This is a genomic window from Fuscovulum ytuae (genome assembly GCF_029953595.1).
Classification (GTDB): domain Bacteria; phylum Pseudomonadota; class Alphaproteobacteria; order Rhodobacterales; family Rhodobacteraceae; genus Paragemmobacter; species Paragemmobacter ytuae.
In genome coordinates this window covers 2935916-2954298 of record NZ_CP124535.1, presented here as the reverse complement: position 1 = coordinate 2954298, position 18383 = coordinate 2935916, and the positions used below count along the sequence as shown (strand labels likewise).

Here is an 18383-nt window from a genome sequence, read left to right as displayed (position 1 = left end):
TGTGGTAGACTTCCGCAGGTCAGGCGGAGGCGGGCATGGCGGGTTTCATCGAGGGTGTTGATCGTGGCCAGTCGGTGCTTTTCCCGGACCGTCTGGACGACTGGATCGGTGAGGACAGCCTCGTTCGCGTCGTGGATTTCTTCGTCGAAGAACTGGATCTGCAACGTCTCGGTTTCGTTCGCTCTGCCGCCGCACGGACTGGACGGCCCGGCTATCACCCAGCAATGCTGCTCAAGCTGTTCATCTATGGATACCTGAACCGCATCCCGTCGAGCCGCAGGTTGGAGCGCGAGGCAGGGCGCAATGTCGAGGTCATGTGGCTGACCGGCAAGCTGGTACCGGATCACAAGACCATTGCGGATTTCCGGCGCGACAACGGCGCGGGCATCCGCAAGGTCTGCGCGCAGTTCGTCGAGCTCTGCCGCCGGATTGGCACCCTGAAGGGCGATTGCGTCGCCATCGACGGCAGCAAGTTCAGGGCCGTGAACAACCGCGACAGGAACTTCACAAAGGGCAAGATCGCCAGCCGCATCGCCCATCTCGAAGCCGATGTCGAACGTTACATCACCGAGATGGTCCGCATCGACCGGCAGGAGGAAGGCGAGGCAAGGGGCGGAAAGGTCGAGCATCTGTCCCGCCGCTATGGCCGCATCCGGCAGGAGATCGCGCGCCTCAGGGAGGTGGACAAGGCTTTGGCCGCCGCACCGGATGGCCAGATTTCCCTGACTGACCCCGACGCCCGCGCGATGGCGACCAGCGCGCGGAACAGCGGGATGGTCGGCTACAACGTGCAGAGTGCAGTCGATGCCGAGACCCATCTCATCATCGCGCATGAGGTCACCAATCAGGGCTTCGACCGCGAACAGCTCAGCCCGATGGCCATCGCGGCCAAGGCCGCCCTTGGGCGGGACAAGCTCCATGCCATCGCCGACAAGGGCTATTTCAGCAGCCCCGAGATCCTGGCCTGTCATGAGGCAGGCATCACCACGACCGTGCCACGGCCCGCGACCTCGGGCAATGCGGCCAAGGGCATGTATGTGAAGGCGGACTTCGTCTACGACACCAAACGGGATGTCTATGTCTGCCCTGCAGGCGAAGACCTGACCTACCGCTACACGACCGAGGAGCGTGGCATCCCGATCCGGCGATATTGGATCAACGGATGCAAGACCTGCCCGCTCCGGACCAATTGCACGACCGGCAACGAGCGGCGGATTTCGCGCTGGGAGCGGGAAGATTTGGTCGACGACATGGAGAGCCGTCTGGGACGCGACCCAGACTACATGACCCTCCGCCGCTGCACGGTCGAACACCCGTTCGGCACGATAAAGGCATGGATGGGCAGCACCCATTTCCTGACACGCAGGCTGAAGAACGTCCGCAGCGAGATGGCGCTGAACGTGCTGGCCTACAACATCAAGCGAATGGTCGCCCTGCTCGGCGTCAGGGGGCTGATGCGGGCCATGCAGGGCTGATCTACATCATCTTGAGCTACATCGGGCCGACCGGAAACCGTCAGATCCCCCAGAGGCGTGGTGAACGCGATGTGCGCTCATTGCGAACCTGATCCCCGGAAATGCTCCGATCGCCTATGCGACCAACGTCACCACCGAGTTTCCATACAGCCTCGGCCCCATTCAGACAAGGCGGCGTCAGATAGCGCATCATGAACTTGATCGATAAAGACCGTGCCGTTCATTTGCTCGATAAATTGGCCTCCAACGGCAACCTTGCTTTGGCTAAAGGCGTCGAAGTGCTGAAATACAGCTCGTGCCTGAAAAACCGGTTCCCGATTGACTGTCATCCCGAACACGATCCCGCAGATCGCAAAAAGTGCGGCGATCCAAAGACGCGCCCGGATGGCTGAAAATAACTCACCTATATCGACGACATCCTCGTCGCGGTTCTTTAAGCTCATGTTGAACGACGTCTTTCCAAGTGCAATTGACATTTCACACTCGTGACGCGTGCCTGCCTCGAACGGCCAAGATCGGCACCAAACCTTACCGTGAATTCAATTCGATAACATAAAGCATAGTGTTCTGACGACGCCACTGCCCACTTGACAGCCAAAATCCTCTTACTGCGTGAAACAGATTCGGCAAGATTACTCCGTCGCCACATCCCACCCCGAAATCGCTTTCACCTCCAGAAACTCCTCGATCCCCCAAACACCCCCCTCGCGCGCCCTCCCAGACGCCTTGACGCCCCCAAAGGGCGACCCGGCCCCGCGCGACTTGCCGTTCATCTCCACCATACCCGACCGCAACTGCCGCGCCAGACGGTTCCGGCGCGCGCCGTCCTGCGATTGGACGTAGTTCGTCAGGCCATAGGGCGTGTCATTGGCGATCTGCACCGCCTCTTCTTCGGTATCGAAGGGGATGATCGACAGGACAGGTCCAAAAATCTCTTCCTTCTCAATGGTCATGCCCGGCTTCACATCCGCAAACACCGTGGGCCGCACGAAATAGCCCTTGTTCATCCCCTCGGGCAACCCCAATCCACCCGCCACCAAGCGGGCGCCTTCCTCGATCCCCTTCTGGATATACCCTTGGATCTGGTCCCATTGGCGCTTGTTCACCACCGGACCGATATGCCGCCCCGCCTCATGCGCCGAGGCGACCTTCGTCCCCTCTGCCACCTTCGCGGCGATCTCCACCGCGCGGTCATAGACCGGACGCTCCACCAGCATCCGGGTCGGCGCATTGCAGCTTTGCCCGGAATTGTTGAAGCAGTGCCGCACCCCCCGCTCCACCGCCCGGTCATCGGCATCGGCGAAGATCAGGTTCGCGCCCTTCCCGCCCAGTTCCAGCGTCACGCGCTTCAACGTTTCCGCCGCCGCCTTGGAAATCGCCTTCCCGGCGCGGGTGGACCCGGTGAAAGAGATCATCTCCACATCCGGATGCTCCGACAGCCGCGAACCGACCCCCATCCCGTCACCGTTCACAAGGTTGAACACCCCGGCCGGAACGCCCGCATCATGCACGAATTCGGCAAACAGCAGCGATGACAGCGGCGATTCCTCCGACGGCTTCAAGACGCAGGTGCAGCCCGCCAGCAACGCCGGGATCACCTTCAGCGTCACCTGATTCATCGGCCAGTTCCACGGCGTGATCAGCCCAACCACCCCGATGGGTTCCATCGCGATCCGGTCATTCGGCGCATGTGGGCCAAGGGGGCGAATCCATTCGATATGGTCAAAGGCTGTCAGAAAATTCTTCAGATGCCACGGCAGGCAGGGGGCCTGATCGGACCGCGACATGTCGATGGGTGCGCCCATTTCCATGCTGATCGCCTGCGCCATCTCCTCTTCCCGCGCCTCATATTGCGCAAGGATCGCCTCGACATAGCGCTTCCGTTCCGCAGGCGGCGTCGCGGCCCATGCCGGGAAGGCCCGCTTCGCCGCCGCCACCGCCAGATCGGTATCCGCCGCCGATCCCAGAGAGATCACCGCGCAGGCCTCTTCCGTCGACGGGTCAATCACCGGACAGTCGCGCGGGGCAAGGGGGGCCGTCCAACGGCCATCGATATAGAAATCGCGCTTGATCAGCATGGCGTCACCTCCAAGGTTGCCCGGCACCAAATCAGGCCACCCCGGCAGAGGCAAGCGGGGATGCGACATCTTCCGTCGCACCCGGCCACCCTTTGCCGTCGCAAACACGGCCTGCCCTAGTGGCACAACTTGGGAAAGCGTTCTGCATCGCAGGCTGCGGCAAGATGACCTTCCCCATTTTCACACGAAATCGGCAAGGGGGATGAAACCCTGTTCTGCATCGCGTATCTATCCCGCAGCAAGACACCGATAGGAGCATTGGCCATGGCCGTCCGCATCAACGACATCGCCCCCGACTTCACCGCCGAATCCACGGCGGGCACCATCCGCTTCCACGAATGGCTGGGCGACAGCTACGGGATCGTCTTTTCGCACCCGCGCGATTTCACCCCCGTCTGCACCACCGAATTCGGGGCGGTGGCCCAGCTTGCCGCCGAATGGGCCAAGCGGAACACCAAGGTCCTCGGCGTCTCGGTCGACTCGGTCGGCGATCACCAGAAGTGGAAGCGGGATATTGAGGCTTTCGGTGGCGCCCCCGCCGATTTCCCCATCATCGATGACTCGTCGCTGACGGTGGCCAAGGCCTATGACATGCTGCCCGCCGATTACTATACGCCCACTGAAGGCCGCACCCCGGCCCATACGGCCACGGTGCGCACCGTCTATATCATCGGCCCGGACAAGAAGGTCCGCCTGACCATGACCTACCCGATGAGCGTGGGCCGCAACTTCGCCGAAATCCTCCGCGCCCTCGATGCCGTCCGCGCAACCGACGGCGTCCCCCTCGCCGCCCCCGCCAACTGGGTGCCGGGTCAGGACATGATCGTGGCCCTCGCCCTTACCGACGATCAGGCCAAGGAACGCTTTGGCGAATTGGACATCAAACTGCCTTACCTGCGCTTTGCGAAGGTTCCGGCGAAGTAATCGATCCGCCCATCCCCTTCATTGCAAAGGGGATGGGCATTTTCCTGCTACCCGCCCTTGGCATCCGCCCCCTTTTGCCGCCATAGGGGGAAGGGACAAGCGAACGGGGCGATGATGCAGGGCAACTGGCGCAAGGTGACAGAAGGCGAATCTGGCGTAGCGGCCATCGCAGGCCAACCGCCTTATGGCACCTATGCCCCGAATGCCCTCCAGCGTGCCCTGATCAGCCTTGCGCAAAAGACCATCCTGCGCCGCGGCGCTTTCCGTTCAAGGATGACCCGGCTCATCCTCGCCCTCGGCCAAGGCAAACTCGACATCCGCTTCCGCAACGCAGCCTTCCGCATCTATGGCGAACGGAACCTGATCGAATACGGCCTCCTCCTTGTGCCGGAATACAACCGCACCGACATCGACTTCCTGCTGACGGACGCGCCGCAGGACGCCACCTTCGTCGATATCGGCTGCAACATCGGACTTTATGGCCTCCCACTCGCCGCCGCCCGCCCCAAGGGCCACGTTCTTGGCATCGACGCCAATCCCCGCATGATCGCCCAGATCGGCTGGAACGCCGCCGCCGGGGCGCAGACCAACCTCACCCTCACCCATGCCGCCGTCAGCGACCGCGACGGCAGCGCCGACCTCGTCATCCGCAAGGATGACGTGGCCATCGTCGCCATCGAAGAAAGCGACAGCGGCGAAATGCCCGTCCGCACCCTTGCCGCTCTGGTGTCCGAGGCCGGGCTGACCCGCATCCACGGCCTGAAGATCGACATCGAAGGACATGAGGACCGCGCTCTCGTCCCCTTCCTTGACGGCTGCGGGCCAGACCTACTCCCCCGCCGCATCGTGATCGAACATCCCGAAGCCGATGCCGATTATCCCGGCTGCACCGCCGCCTTCGCCCGCCACGGCTACCGCCTGCAGGGCCGAACACGGAACAATTCGCTCTACCTCCTCGCGCGCTGATCCGCCCGTCGGGGCCGCGCCTGACGCCCCGCGATTGATCCGGCGCGCGAAGGCGCGTAAGCCCAGAAAACAGCCCGCAAAGGGCGGCAGACAGGGCAAGGCATGCAGACATCGCGCGTTCCAGATGACATTACCGCTGCCCTTGCGCGGGTCACGCCCATCATCGTCACCTATAACAGCGCCCATTGCCTGCCTGCGCTGGTGCCACTCCTCTCCGCCTGCCCCCGCGTGATCCTGTCCGACAACGCCTCTGGTGATGGCAGCGCTGAGGAAGGCCGCCGCCTCCTGCCCAACGCCACCATCTTGCGCCATCCCCGCAACCTCGGCTTCGGCGCAGCGAACAACCGCGCGCTCGATTTGGTCCATACCGATTTCGCGCTGCTCCTGAACCCCGACTGCACGCTTACCTCCGATGCGCTGGCCCAACTCGTCGCCACCGCCGACCAATTCCCCGAAGCCGCGCTAATCGCCCCCCGCATCGTTGATGGGGACGGGCGCGTCGATCTTGGCCACCGCTGGGTGAATGACCTCTGGCCCTCCAAAGGCCCCGCCGCCGACGGCCCCGCCTGCGTGGGCTTTGTCACAGGGGCGGCCATGCTGATCCGCATGTCCGTCGCCGCCCCACATGGCTTCTTTGATGAGACCTTCTTCCTCTACTACGAAGATGACGATCTCTGCCGCAAATGGTTCAACGCCCGCCTGCCGCTCATCATCGATCCCGGCGCGACGGCCACCCACCTCTCCCGCCGCTCGGTCAAGGGCAACGCCCCCTTGCGTGATGAATATTGGCGCGGCTACCACCACGCTCAGTCCAAGCTGATCTACGCCGCCAAATACAGCGGCCCCGCCGCCGCCCAAGCCCTCCGCCGCCGCCTCATCTGGCAAACCGCCGCCGCCCTACCCCTGCGCGCCCTCGCCATATCCCCCCGCTTGCTGGCCCGCATGTGGGGCCGCATGTGCGGTGTACTTGACTGGCGGGGTTAACGATCCCTGTTGACAAGCCCGCCCCCACATCCGACCAAAAGGCCCGAACAGAACGGAGCGGCCTCCCAAATGATGCGCCTGTGGCATGGCCTCTTCCTCGCCGGAACGGCACTTCTGCTTGTCGTTCCGAACATCTACCTCGCCGCACCGGTCCTGCTCTCCTTCGCGGGTCTTTTCCTCTTCCGCCGCGCGCGCAACACCACCCCTATCACCGACCCCGCGCTCCGCGCCTCATGGAAGGCTCTGCTGGGGGGCTTCGCCGCCTTTGCCCTGACCGGCCTCCTCCTCAACATCTACCACGGCGACACCGACCCCGGCGCATATGAACGGCTAATCCCCTTCATCCTCCTCCCCGCCATGGCTTTCACCATCCGCGCCGGGGGCTGGCCCAGCCTCCCATGGATCGCGGCGGTTGGGCTGGCGGCCCTTCTGGCAGGCGGCCATGCGATATGGGAAGCGATGATCGATTCCAATATCCGCGCCCAAGGTGCCGCCGGGAACCCGATCAAATTCGGCCACAACGCCGTCATCCTGTCCGGCCTCTGCACTGTAGCCGCGCTTCTCTTCCCCTTTCCCAACCGTCCGTTCCTATGGCGCGCGGGCCTTTTCCTCGCCGCCCTCGCCGCGATGGTCGCCTCGCTCCTGAGCGGGTCAAAGGGCGGCTGGCCCCTTTTCCTCCTTTTCGCGTTGCTCGCCGCCTACATGATCACCCGACACCGCCCGCTTTGGCAGCGCCACGCCCTTGCCGCCTCGGCCCTTTCTGCGCTGGTCACCCTCACCCTGCTCGCACCGGCACCGCTCGTGCGCGACCGCATCGCCACGGGCTTCAATGGCGCAGTCCACTGGTTCAAATCGGGGGGAGAGGTCACCGACCGCTCCGTCAGCTTGCGCTTCGAACTCTGGACCCTCGGCCTTCACATCTTCACCGAAAATCCGATTCTTGGCGCAGGTGTGGAAGGCAAGGATGCCCGTTGGGCCGAACTCGTCGCCACCGATCCCTACTATGCGGTGATCGGCCCTCTCACCTCGGCCGATAACGATGTCATCGACGCGCTTTCGAATGGCGGCATCGTTGGAGCCCTATCCCTTCTCCTCGCCCTTCTGGGCACCTGGCTCGCATTCTGGCGCTGGCGTCATCACCCGGATGCTCAGGTAATGACGCTTGCCCGCATGGGCCTGATCCTCGCCCCCGCCTATCTACTATTCGGTCTTTCAGTCTCGGTCTTCGGCATCAGCATCTTCCGCGCCGTCATAGTGGCAACGTCCATAACGCTGCTCGCGCTGATCACGGTACGGCTGCGCGGGCTGAATAAGCCTTAGGTCGCCGACCGATCGGCTGTCTCCCGCACCATAGCAGCCGTGCAGTGGATTTCTGCAGCATCAAACACCCAATTTATTTTATCATTATGCGAATTAATCTACTAAATCATCGCTGTGTCGGTTCGCCAAATCCGGACCGAAAGCATGGCGCGGAATCAGCCGCCTCTCATGTGAGTTCTGCTCGCAATCCTAAACACTAAAAGTCCTTGTTATTAATAGGGATCTATTGCATGTTTCGCTGTGCATGGCATAATTTAATCGCCGCAGCCGGGCTAGGCTTGATCATCCTTCAGACAGCCCAAACTCCTGATCTGGTTTCTAATTCCAAAGCCTTCGGTCTCTAGCTTTACAGTGTTGGCTCCTATCAAATTGACCTCATGTGGAATGAAGTCCCACATAGGGACTGCTTAGCTGAACAACGACCCGCTCGTCCCGTCCGTCTCGCGCGTCGTCACAAGCGCCGTGACAGTGCAAAAGGTGAACAATATTCTCAAACTGCCGTCGAGACAGGACTATTTCAGCGCCCTGAAAGGTGGAGGAATGTGAGCAGAGCAGCTCGGCCTCGCGCCCCTCTTCAGGGTTTCCTCCTCTCGTCGTTCCGCCCCGTTCCCTTTTTGCACCACCAGCTGTGTCTCGGACCCGCGCCATCTTCTCTGTTCGTGGCCCCAGCCTTCGAAAGCCGAGAGGACCGCGGCCGTCGTTGATTGGCCGCCGCCGGCCTTCACTTGAGAAGATCATGGCTCCGGGCGATGGCCTCGCGCAGGAAGGCATTGAACCTCTTCATTTCAGCGGTATGGGCGCCGTGTTTTAGGGCGTTTTGATTGCCCAGAGGCGCCCCGCTCCCCTTCGCGCCCCCATGCATGCGGCAGCGGGCTTTGCCCTGCACGGCGGGTGCCAGGCAGGGCGTCCCTTTCCGGGTCTTTGCCCCACAGCGAGCGCTCTCGCGCATCGCGTCCGTGTTTCTGGGATGTGTGCCGGTCATGCGCGCTTCGCCTTCGATCTTCCTGCGGCACGCGCTTTCTGCGGCAGGGCTGCCGCAGTGGAGACAAGGCTAAGAGCGGGCCCCCCTGCCTTCGCCGCGCGCAGCCGCCGCGGTTTCTGGGGCGTGATGGGTGTCACGGTGCTGGGCCCCGCGCTGTCAGTCAAGGTCCAGGTCTCCTGCGTGGTCTCGACCTCTTGAACCGCCAAGGGCTGCTGGCTCTTGGCGCGTCGCCTCGTTTGGGCCTCCAGCGCCTCCATCTGGCGCGTGTAGAGGGACATGAGCTTCGCGGACGTGTTTATGAACTTTTCGACGCCGCCGATGAAGCGCCCGGGAAACCCGGCCTGGCTCATGGCCTCAAGGGCCGCGAAATGCGTGGCGACCATTTGCAGCGCAAGCATCGCCTCCATTCCGTCCTGCGGTGCCAAGCTTTCGTAAAGCTCAATCGCTCGCGCGATACGCAGGTTCTTCTCATCCTCGGACATCCTGTCGGTCAGCCAAAGAACGCGGCTGATCTCCGAAATCTTTTGCGCTGCGTATTGCTCGTCTGAGATCCGGTCAGAGCACAATGTCTGACGAAACGCCGGCATTTGATGGACGGCGTTGCCCATCAGGACGTCATATGGGTCTTCCGAACTCTCGATCTTGCGCTTGGACATGATGATCACCCCTAGCGCCCATCCTATCCTTTTGTCGGAGCACTGTGGAAGAACAAAAGGTCAACTGAATTTCTACTGTGTATGGGCTTGATATTCCGTTTTCAGAAAAAGTGTACATATTGTGGCTTGTTTGCGAATCGCTACAACATGATGTATATGTACGACCAGTCCACATGCGCGGGCAGGTCGGCCGGTTGACAGCGTGAAGAACCAAATTCAGATCCCGCGGGTCGCGGGCGGCGATGAGTTCTGCGCGCCGCCCGCGGCGTGGAGGGAGTGAAGACGGCCTGCCTGTTTCGCTCCGCATCCATCTCGGGACGCAACCCGCCGCTTGGCGTAGTGAGCCGGGCACAGATCCGCGCGCACCTTTGCTCTGCTCCGCAGCGGCCGTGACCGTGCTAGCGCGGTGGCTGGCCATACTCTTCGGTCGAAAGGCTTTCAGCCCAAGGCTGATACGACCCCGCCTGATGATGAAGGGCAGGGCGATCCGCCCGCGTCAGATGCTACGCTTGAGGCCGTACCTTCCGAGACCCCCACCGAGGCCGATCTGATACCCCGCGCCCCCAAGCCTCACCGGAATGCCGAAGTCGATTTCAAGGGCGCGAAACGGTCCAATTCCACCCATGCCTCGACCACCGACCCCGATGCGCGCCGTTAGCCGTTACAAGAAATCACCCGGCAACGGCGCGATACTTCGCTGCATGGGTCATGCTCTGATGGAACAGCGCTCTGGTCTGATCGTGCAGGGCGACCTGACGCAGGCCGACGATCATGCGGAAGGGCGCGCCGCGCTGGCCATGATCCACCGCCATTCACCGGGCTCGAACCGACAACTGACGCTGGCTGCCGACAAGGGCTTCGACGTCGCAGAGCTCGTCGCCGACCTGAGGCAGGCCTGTGTCACGCCCCATGTCGTGCAGAAATCGAGATTTTCAGCGATCGACGGCCGCACCACGCCCTGTCGATCAAACACCGCAAACGGATCGAAGAGGCTTTCGGCTGGGCCAAGACCGTCGGTGGTATGGCCCAGACCGTCTATCGGGGTGTCGAACGGTTGAGCTCACGCTTCATCCCGACGATGGCTGCCAACAACCTTGCCTCACTGTCCCGCCTGCTGGCTGCGTGACGAAGGAAAACCGCTTGAAACCGGCATGCTTTTTGCGCCAAGGCACCTGAAGCCAAAACGCCCGTAAGTTGCGCACAAAGGAAACCGTTCCGCATCGCCGACTATTTCAGCGCTCTGCTAATACGCCTCCCGCTCCTCCCAGACATTGACCCCATCGATCGCCCTCTCCCGAAAGTTCCGCGCCACGTAGCTGTCGATGAACTCAGTCATGGCCTCGCGGTCGTGTCGGGCGATCCAATGCAGAGCTGACCGACGACCCTCCGCATTAAAATAGGCCCATTTCCGGACGGTTCGGATGCCTTTTGGCCGGGTCTTCTCAATAATGCGGGCCGCCCGCATTGTCTCTTCGGCCTCTTTGCGCGCAGCCTCTGCCACGCGCACCGCATGGATATCGCCCCGGTCGGCTTGGCTCGCCAAGTTCTTTGCTGCCTGCACACGTTTCTCGGCATCTGCACGAATGCGCCGCGCTTCCGCTTCGCGCTGATCGGCAAGCTTGACCTTGAAGTCATTTGCGATGCGGGCAAGGCCCTTTTTCAGCCGCTCCAGATCATCGACCGCTGCCTTCCACTGCGCGATCTCGGCCTTCCAGGCCTCGTGCAAGGGCTTGGTTGCGGCGTCGCGGGCCTGAATCACGGCCTTCTCTGCAGCTTTCACATTGAGAAGGAGGGCATCAACCGCTTCGAGTTGCTCCTCGCTCTCGACGGGAATGCCATCAAGCCAGTTCTCCGCTTCATCGAGATAGGCGCTGAAAGGGGCCAAGATGGCTGCAGACCGCTCTAGAGGTTCCGGCGGATTGTTATGGCCCATGGGTGGGGGTGTGAGGTCGTTCATTCGGCTGCCTCATGATAGGGGATGTCACCAAAGTCGAGTGTGTCAGGGGGCACGGGCGATGACGCGTAGGGGTTCGCAAGCGCCGCTGCGTTTAATGCGGGTTCCCCCAAATCATCGGATTCAAAGGTGTGAGACATCGGAGCCTCCTCACTGGCTGTCCCTCGCGCCATCTGCCCCGCCTGCGCCACGAGCGCCTCCTCCGCTTGACTGTCGAGGAGATCGAGCTGCAGCCTGCGATGCGCGGCCTCATCCGCGACATGTGACCAGTCGCCCGCAAAATGCTGCTCCAGCTTTTCCAGTGCGGCCACGCTCGGCGCGGTCGAGACGATGCGGGTCAGGGCCTGCAGACGTGCCGCCTTCAGCATCGGATGCGCAACCGCCTCATCGGCAAGGCCCGCAAGGATGCTCAGAAGCCTTCGACCAGAGCTCGCCTCCGCGATCTGCTGCGCACATGTCCTCAACCCCATGATCTCCATGGCAAGGTCATCCACGTTGCACGTGTTGGCTTCCTGCGCCCGTATCCCGCTTCGATCCGACGCGGGCGCTCGGCTGGGCGGCTTCGTCCCAAAGTCCGGATCATCCGCCTCCCCCGTCGCGATCTGGAACTGCGCCCGGAGGAACTGCTTCAAGACATAACTCTGCGCCGCCCCAAAGGCCTGCGGCCCAGAACGGGGGATATCTACATGACGGCGAAAGGGTCCAAGCGTTTCGCCGGAGATATGGGCCAAGGTGATGTCATAGGTGATCCGCAGCCAGGACTCCGCACCCTGCCGCGCGCCTGACGCTCCATCCGCCACCGCCACCTCGTCCATCAGGATCACGAGGCCCGCCTCGACGCAGATCGGATTGATATGTTCAAGGAATCTGTCGATTGAGGTAAAGGCATAAGCCTCCTCAAGGTTCCGGTCTCCCTTGGCCAAGCGACGGATTTTGGACTTCGCCAAAACAACCGCGCCAAGGATCTGCGCCTTGGGAAAGAGCGTCTGATTTGACGTCATCTGATTTTGCGACATTTGATTTGGCAGCGCTTGATCCAAGGCCGCCCGACTGGCCGTCAAACCATCCCGCCCGGCAATAGCGCCACCCGAATTCCCTGATCCACTTGCAAGCATGTTTTGCCCTTCCAGTCGATGAGATTGGATTGAGCATGCCTCACCACTCGCCTTGCCGAGCCATCAGCAAAGCCTTTGAGAGCAGATCGAGCGATTCTCTATCCAGAGCGTCAATTTTGATGATTAATAATATCCCTCTTTCAGCCTTTAGACCAATGAAAACAAACGAAAATCACCTTATTCTGTGGATATTTTCTTACGCATCGGAGCGCATGCCTCAATGTGAAAGAACTCCCAGCCAAAGGGCTCTAAATCCCTCTCAAAACCGGCCAATTCGGGGTCAAAAATTGGGGTAAATTCAGAGACCGAAACATTGGCATTGGCATTGCCCTAGTGCTTCTCTGGAATTGAAAAAACATTCCCGCAATTCGGCTGTTCGCAGCACCACCAAATCTCAAGACGCACTCACGGGATTAACCGCACGCATTCGACGGCAAGATCGGTGCAGCTCGATCATCTCGCGATATTCTTCTAAAATTCGTTTCCTTATGGGAACGCCTCGGAGACGACGGATCATCGCCCTGCCCCGATCATTCGCAGGCCATGCCGGTTCGTCACGCCTTGAAGACCCGACTTACACACCAGAGCGGAAGGAGGAGAACAGCATCGCGGACGCCCTGCGAGAGATAGCACGAAGGACCAACAACATGGCACCGATCGACCGTCACACAGGGGTCGATGACGATGATTGAAATGTCACCGCAAGTTGCTTCATTCAAAGACAATCAACCCATGATTGCTTTTTTAAAAAACAAAGGCCGGGACCATCTTGATGCGACTGGCGAGATAAGTTGGGTCTAAGCAATGGGCGAATTGACAAAGGCCCATTGGCCCCTCGCCACCTGGAAATCGAGCCGCCGCCCGACTGGAACTCAAAACGCCCACGGGAAGAATCTCCAGCCAAGGCTATTCGAACCAGGCCCGGCAACTACGTCGGTCACAATCCTTCGGACAAAAATCGTCCCTGCCTGCAGCACAGTCCTCTCTCTACACAAGGCGTCCGCCCTGAGTAGACCCGGCCCTGATGCCGCTCTCCGGCACAATCCTGTCGCCCTCGACCCTCACACCCCTCCCTCAGCCCGCGCTAGCCTGATCGCAACCCGCCAAAGGACGCGCGCCATGCCCCATCCGCACCCCCACCTCATCTCGCCGATCACGCTCCGCGGCACGACGCTCCGAAACCGCATCGTCTTTGGCGCGCATACCAACAACATGTCCGACATGGGCCTCCCCGGCCCCCGGACGCTGGGCTATATTGCCGAACGGGCCAAAGGCGGCGCGGGCATGATCGTGATGGAACCCGTCCCCGTCCACCGCACCGGCGTCCTCACCCGCGGCAACTACCTCCATGGCACCGATGATATCATCCCCGCCTTCCGCAAGGTGACCGATGCAGCAAAGGCCGAAGGCGCCGTCATCCTCCAGCAACTCTACCACATCGGCGCGCATGGGGACTCCGACCTCAGCTTCCAGCCCCACTGGTCCCCCTCCGGCCACTCCAGCTATCACGACTCCGACGGCTCCCACCGCATGACGGAACCGGAGATTGAGGAACTCATCGACGCCCATATCGCCGCCGCCATCCGCTGCCACAAGGCAGGCTTTCAGGGGGTAGAGGTTTGGGCCGCCTACCATTCCCTCCTCGATCAGTTCTGGACCCCGTGGTCCAACACCCGCGACGATCAATGGGGCGGCAACCTCGAAAACCGCACCCGCTTCTCCCGCCGCATCATCGACGGCATCCGCCGCGCCTGTGGCGAGGATTTCATCGTGGGCCTCGCCGTCTCCACCTCCGATGCGCATGACGTGACCCTGTCGGTGGAAAGCCTCACCGAAATCGTCGCCCTCCACGACGCGACGGGCCAGATCGACTATGTCACCTGCGGCCATGGCGGCTATCTCGATTTCGAACGGCTGATGCCCACCTTCCTCTTCGCCGAAAAGCTCACCGCCCCGGTGACGGAAATCCTTAAGGGCGTGGTGAAACATGCCAAGGTCACCTCCGAGGCCCATATCCGAACCCCCGACAATGCCGAAACCATCATCGCCTCCGGTCAGGCCGACATGGTGTCGATCGTGCGCGGCCAGATCGCCGACCCCCATCTTGCCGCAAAGACGATGGCAGGGCGTGCAAGCGACATCCGCGCCTGCATCTCCTGCAACCAGATGTGCTGGGGCCGCCGGTCGCGCGATTACTGGATCTCCTGCCTGATCAACCCCAGCGCGGGCCGCGAATGGGAATGGGGCGGCGACCGCTTCACCCCCGCCGAGCGCCCCCGCCATATCCTGATCGTCGGCGCAGGCCCCGCCGGGTGTGAGGCTGCCCGCGCCGCGGCCGAACGCGGGCATAGGGTCGAGATTGCCGAGGCCGCCCCCCAGATCGGCGGTCAATTCCGCCTTGCCGGAATGCAACCTCGCCGCGCCCAGATTCTCGACCTGATGGATTGGTACGAACGCCAATTCGCTCGGCTGGGCGTCACCCTCCACCTCAACACCTTCCTCGACGAAGACGACATCGCAAACCACCCCGCCGACACGGTCATCCTCGCCACCGGCTCCCTCCCCGACCCGGATGCGAAACAACGCTGGCTCCCCGCCCAGCCCAAACTCCCCGGCCTCGAAAACGGCAATGTCTGGTCGGCAGAAGATGTCATGCGCCGCGAAGCCCGCCTTGGCGACACGGTGATCCTCTATGACGAAGGCGGCAATTGGCGCGGCGTCGGCACTGCATGGCACATGGCCGAACAGGGGAAGAAAGTGATCCTCGTCACCCCCGACCCTTACGTCGGCAAGGAAATCACCCGCACCTCCGCCGACGCTCCCGCCCGCCAGCGCCTTGCCAAACTCGGCGCGCAATTCCTGACGGAACATGTCATCACCCGCTGGCACGGCAACGGCGCCACCGTGAAATCCGGCCTGACGGGTGAGGAAACCACAATCCCCGCCTCCGCCCTCGTGATGGCCACGACCAATATCGCCTTCGACCCCTTCCCCGAAACCTTCCCCGGCAAGGAAACCCACCGCATCGGCGATTGCGCCGCCCCGCGCCAGGCCCCCTATGCCTTCCACGAAGGCCGGAAACTCGCGCTCACGCTCTGATCTTCATCTTGGCCCAAATACTCACCAGCAACGCCCCGACAGGCACCACGCCAACAGGACCAGAACCCTCCCCTCCCCCGTCCTTCACGGGGGAGGGGCCGGGGGAGGGGGCATCACCCCACCAGCCCAATCAGAACGGACAGGCCGCCCGAAACTCCACCCATTCCCCGCTGCCGGGATGGTGCAGCCCCAGCATCTCGGCATGCAGCATCAGCCGGGGGTAATCCCGCGCCGCTCCTTCCGCATAGATCGGATCGCCAAGGATTGGATGCCCCAAAGACAGCATATGCACCCGCAACTGGTGGCTTCGCCCGGTCAGCGGGAACATCCGCACCCGCGTCTCGCCCGCTCCGCGTGACACCACCTCCCACTCCGTCACCGCAGGCCGCCCGCGCTCGAAATCCACCTTCTGCCGGGGCCGATAGTCCCAATCCGCGCATAAAGGCAGGTCCACGCGGCCCCGATCCTCGGCCATCATGCCGCTGACACGCGCGACGTAACTCTTCCGCGCCCGGCGCTTCTCGAATTCCTGCCCCAGAAACCCCTGCGCCGCCTTGTCCCGCGCAAAGATCATCACCCCCGACGTGTCGCAATCCAACCGATGCACCAACAGGGCACCGGGCCGAAACGCCTCCAGCCGCGACATCAGGCAATCCGCCCGACCTTCCAGCTTCCCCGGCACCGACAACAGCCCAGAAGGCTTGTCCACCACGATCACCCGATCATCCTCAAACAGGATCACCGGGTCGCCCGCAGGCGGATCATAGCTGAAATCGGCCAGCAGGCTCACACCACCACATGCCCCGCTTCGCGCAAAGCGCCCGCCAGCGCCGCGATATGCGCAGGCCCCACCTCGCAGCAGCCGCCCACGATCGTCGCCCCCATTTCCACCCAGGACATGGCAAACTCCACATAGCGCTCCGGCGAAAGATCATGCCGCGCGCAATAGGCGGGTGCGCCGCCATCCTCCGGCAGTGGCAGGTGCGAGATTTCGGAAAACCCGTTCGCATAGGCCCCGAAGGGCAGGCCCAGCCCCTGCAACGCGCCCAAAGCCGCGGCCATCGCCTCGGGCATCGAACAATTCGCCAGAACCGCCGCCGCAGGCGCGGCCTTCAACACCTCAGCCAGCCCCGCCACAGGTTCCCCCGACCGCAGCTTCGTGCCATCCCGATCATGCACCGACACCGAAAGCCAGACAGGCTTTCCCGCCGCTTGCGCCCCGATCAACGCCCCCCGCGCCAGATCAAGCGATGACATCGTCTCGCACAACACCACATCCACATGTGCCGCCATGATCCGCGCCTTCTCGGCATATTGCGCCGCCGACACTTCCACCGGCGGCGTCAGATCGGGCCGATAGCTTTCGCCCAAAGGCCCCATCGACCCCGCGATGATCCCCCGCCCAGCGCGCGCCCGCGCCTCATGCGCCTCCATCAGCGCCCGCAGATGCAGGGCATGGAACTCGGCATCCATCCCCACCCGCTGCAACCGGTCATGCAAGATGTTATAGGTATTCGTCGTCGCCACCGACGCACCCGCCGCGAAATAATCGTCATGGATTGCCGCCACCAACCCCGGATGGTCGATCATGACCCGCGTGGCCCAAAGTTGCGTCGGCTCATCACCCGACCGCGCCACCAATTCCTGCCCCATGCCCCCATCCAGAAGCGTGATCTCGGCCATTTCTTACCCCCATGCCATCCGCAACGCCAAAGCCAGCAGCATCACCGCCGCCACCTTGTTCATCAACCCCATCCGCCCCGCAAGCCTTTGCCCGGCAAAGCCCGCAAGCGCCCCATATCCGCAGGTGATCGCCGTTCCGGTCAGGGTAAACAGCGCCCCTAGAACCGCGATCTGCGCCCAGACCGGTCCTCGGGCGGGATCGGTGAATTGCGGCAGGAAGGCAAGCACGAAAAGCGCCACCTTCGGGTTCAAGGCATTGGTGACAAACCCCCGCCAAAGCGCCAAGCCCGCCCGCATCTCGCCCCGACCTTCACGACCCGGATCGGCCCGCCAACTGCCCCAAGCCAACCACAGCAGATACCCAGCCCCGGCAAGCTTCAGGGCCATCAGCGCAGAAGGATGCGCCGCGATCAGCGCGCTCACCCCCAGCACCGCCAAGCCCACATGGAACAGCCCGCCAAAGCCCACCCCAAGGCCCGCCACCGCCCCCACGCGCGGCCCTCCGGCCACACCACAAGCTGTGGCAAAGATCACATCCGCCCCCGGCGTCAGGTTCAAAACGATCCCCGCCGCCAGAAAGGCCAGCAGGTCCGCAAGGGGGATCAGGTCGAACAGCGCATCCATGCGCCTTGCCTGCCTTCCCGCACGGCACTTGTCCAGCGCAGAGCACGTTGACAGCCGCCCAAGGCCCGATCACCCTGCCGCAAAGGAAAGGTCCCGATGGATTACGACCGCCTCCCCGCGCCCGAAATCGGCCACGCGCTGCGCGCGGTGACCGTCAATCTCCTCGTCCGCGATGTGCAGGCGCAGGTCGCCTTCCTCACCGCCTGTTTCGGCATGACCGCCCATCAAGCCACCGCCGATTTCGCGCTGATGCTCCATGCGGGACAGCCGCTCCAACTGCATGCCGATGCCACCTATACCGCGCATCCGCTGCACGCGCTCTTGCCCGAAACGCCGCCGCGCGGCGCAGGGATCGAGTTGCGCCTGCATGAGGCCGACCCCGACCTTGCCGCCAAGGCCGCCGCCGGATTCCCTCAGGCCACAATCCTGCAAGCACCGACCGACAAGCCCAACCACGGCCTGCGCGAGGCCGTCATCCTCTGCCCCAACGGCTATGCTTGGGTGCCCAGCCGCCGCATCTGAC

General features: G+C 62.6%; 16 protein-coding genes and 1 pseudogene. 8 read left to right on the top strand and 9 right to left on the bottom strand.

All coding sequences use genetic code 11. The annotated features are described in order from the left end of the window. The first annotated feature begins 35 nt into the window (after nt 1-35). Nucleotides 36-1475 (top strand): IS1182 family transposase, encoded by a 1440-nt coding sequence (locus QF092_RS14180; protein WP_281464165.1) that lies wholly within the window; start codon nt 36-38, stop codon nt 1473-1475. A gap of 128 nt (nt 1476-1603) precedes the next feature. Here the strand turns inward: QF092_RS14180 and QF092_RS14175 are convergent, their stop codons facing one another. Continuing rightward, the gene (locus QF092_RS14175) at nt 1604-1918 is read right to left on the bottom strand and encodes a hypothetical protein (RefSeq protein ID WP_281464737.1); all 315 of its coding nucleotides are present in this window, start codon (nt 1916-1918) and stop codon (nt 1604-1606) included. A gap of 189 nt (nt 1919-2107) precedes the next feature. Further along, a complete protein-coding gene (locus QF092_RS14170; protein ID WP_281464735.1) occupies nt 2108-3553 on the bottom strand; it encodes an aldehyde dehydrogenase family protein in 1446 nt (481 codons plus the stop codon). A 264-nt stretch (nt 3554-3817) separates the two neighbouring features. Between QF092_RS14170 and QF092_RS14165 the strand changes: the two genes are divergently transcribed. The 4 genes from QF092_RS14165 to QF092_RS14150 all read left to right on the top strand — a co-directional run bounded on the left by QF092_RS14165 (nt 3818) and on the right by QF092_RS14150 (nt 7747). Then, entirely contained in the window at nt 3818-4477 is a 660-nt protein-coding gene (locus QF092_RS14165; RefSeq protein WP_281464733.1) for a peroxiredoxin, read from the top strand. 111 nt (nt 4478-4588) lie between these two features. Next, nucleotides 4589-5443: an FkbM family methyltransferase gene (locus tag QF092_RS14160; RefSeq protein ID WP_281464731.1), complete on the top strand. Its 855-nt coding sequence runs from the start codon at nt 4589-4591 to the stop codon at nt 5441-5443. Between the two features lie 102 nt (nt 5444-5545). After that, on the top strand, nt 5546-6427 hold the full coding sequence (locus QF092_RS14155; RefSeq protein ID WP_281464729.1) for a glycosyltransferase family 2 protein: 882 nt from the start codon (nt 5546-5548) through the stop codon (nt 6425-6427). Between the two features lie 69 nt (nt 6428-6496). Next, entirely contained in the window at nt 6497-7747 is a 1251-nt protein-coding gene (locus QF092_RS14150; RefSeq protein WP_281464727.1) for an O-antigen ligase family protein, read from the top strand. 721 nt (nt 7748-8468) lie between these two features. Here the strand turns inward: QF092_RS14150 and QF092_RS14145 are convergent. Continuing rightward, nucleotides 8469-8696: an HGGxSTG domain-containing protein gene (locus QF092_RS14145; protein ID WP_281464725.1), complete on the bottom strand. Its 228-nt coding sequence runs from the start codon at nt 8694-8696 to the stop codon at nt 8469-8471. A gap of 29 nt (nt 8697-8725) precedes the next feature. Continuing rightward, nucleotides 8726-9385, bottom strand: a complete 660-nt coding sequence (locus QF092_RS14140; RefSeq protein ID WP_281464724.1) for a hypothetical protein — start codon at nt 9383-9385, stop codon at nt 8726-8728. A gap of 571 nt (nt 9386-9956) precedes the next feature. Between QF092_RS14140 and QF092_RS14135 the strand changes: the two are divergent. Further along, a pseudogene (locus tag QF092_RS14135) lies at nt 9957-10511 on the top strand (transposase); the annotation flags it as partial. Between the two features lie 117 nt (nt 10512-10628). Here the strand turns inward: QF092_RS14135 and QF092_RS14130 are convergent. Next, on the bottom strand, nt 10629-11342 hold the full coding sequence (locus QF092_RS14130) for a hypothetical protein (protein WP_281464722.1): 714 nt from the start codon (nt 11340-11342) through the stop codon (nt 10629-10631). After that, nucleotides 11339-12340, bottom strand: a complete 1002-nt coding sequence (locus tag QF092_RS14125) for an ERF family protein (protein WP_281464720.1) — start codon at nt 12338-12340, stop codon at nt 11339-11341. Before QF092_RS14125 ends, QF092_RS14130 begins: the two co-directional genes overlap by 4 nt. 1233 nt (nt 12341-13573) lie before the next feature. Here QF092_RS14125 and QF092_RS14120 point away from each other — a divergent pair. After that, complete coding sequence (locus tag QF092_RS14120; protein WP_281464718.1) at nt 13574-15553, top strand: oxidoreductase; 1980 nt, start codon at nt 13574-13576, stop codon at nt 15551-15553. Nucleotides 15554-15683: 130 nt separating this feature from the next. Here QF092_RS14120 and QF092_RS14115 read toward each other — a convergent pair whose 3' ends face one another. From QF092_RS14115 to QF092_RS14105, 3 genes are read right to left on the bottom strand one after another with little or no spacing between them, the layout of a single operon-like run. Further along, nucleotides 15684-16334, bottom strand: a complete 651-nt coding sequence (locus QF092_RS14115) for an RluA family pseudouridine synthase (RefSeq protein WP_281470014.1) — start codon at nt 16332-16334, stop codon at nt 15684-15686. Nucleotides 16335-16339: 5 nt separating this feature from the next. Beyond that, nucleotides 16340-17236 carry a homocysteine S-methyltransferase family protein gene (locus tag QF092_RS14110; protein WP_281464716.1) on the bottom strand — a complete coding sequence of 299 codons (897 nt, stop codon included), beginning with the start codon at nt 17234-17236 and terminating at the stop codon, nt 16340-16342. 3 nt (nt 17237-17239) lie between these two features. After that, nucleotides 17240-17860, bottom strand: coding sequence for a LysE family translocator (locus tag QF092_RS14105; RefSeq protein ID WP_281464714.1), 621 nt, complete (start codon nt 17858-17860; stop codon nt 17240-17242). A gap of 96 nt (nt 17861-17956) precedes the next feature. Here QF092_RS14105 and QF092_RS14100 point away from each other — a divergent pair, with 96 nt between their 5' ends. Then, nucleotides 17957-18382, top strand: coding sequence for a VOC family protein (locus QF092_RS14100; protein WP_281464712.1), 426 nt, complete (start codon nt 17957-17959; stop codon nt 18380-18382). The last annotated feature ends 1 nt before the right edge of the window (nt 18383 follow it).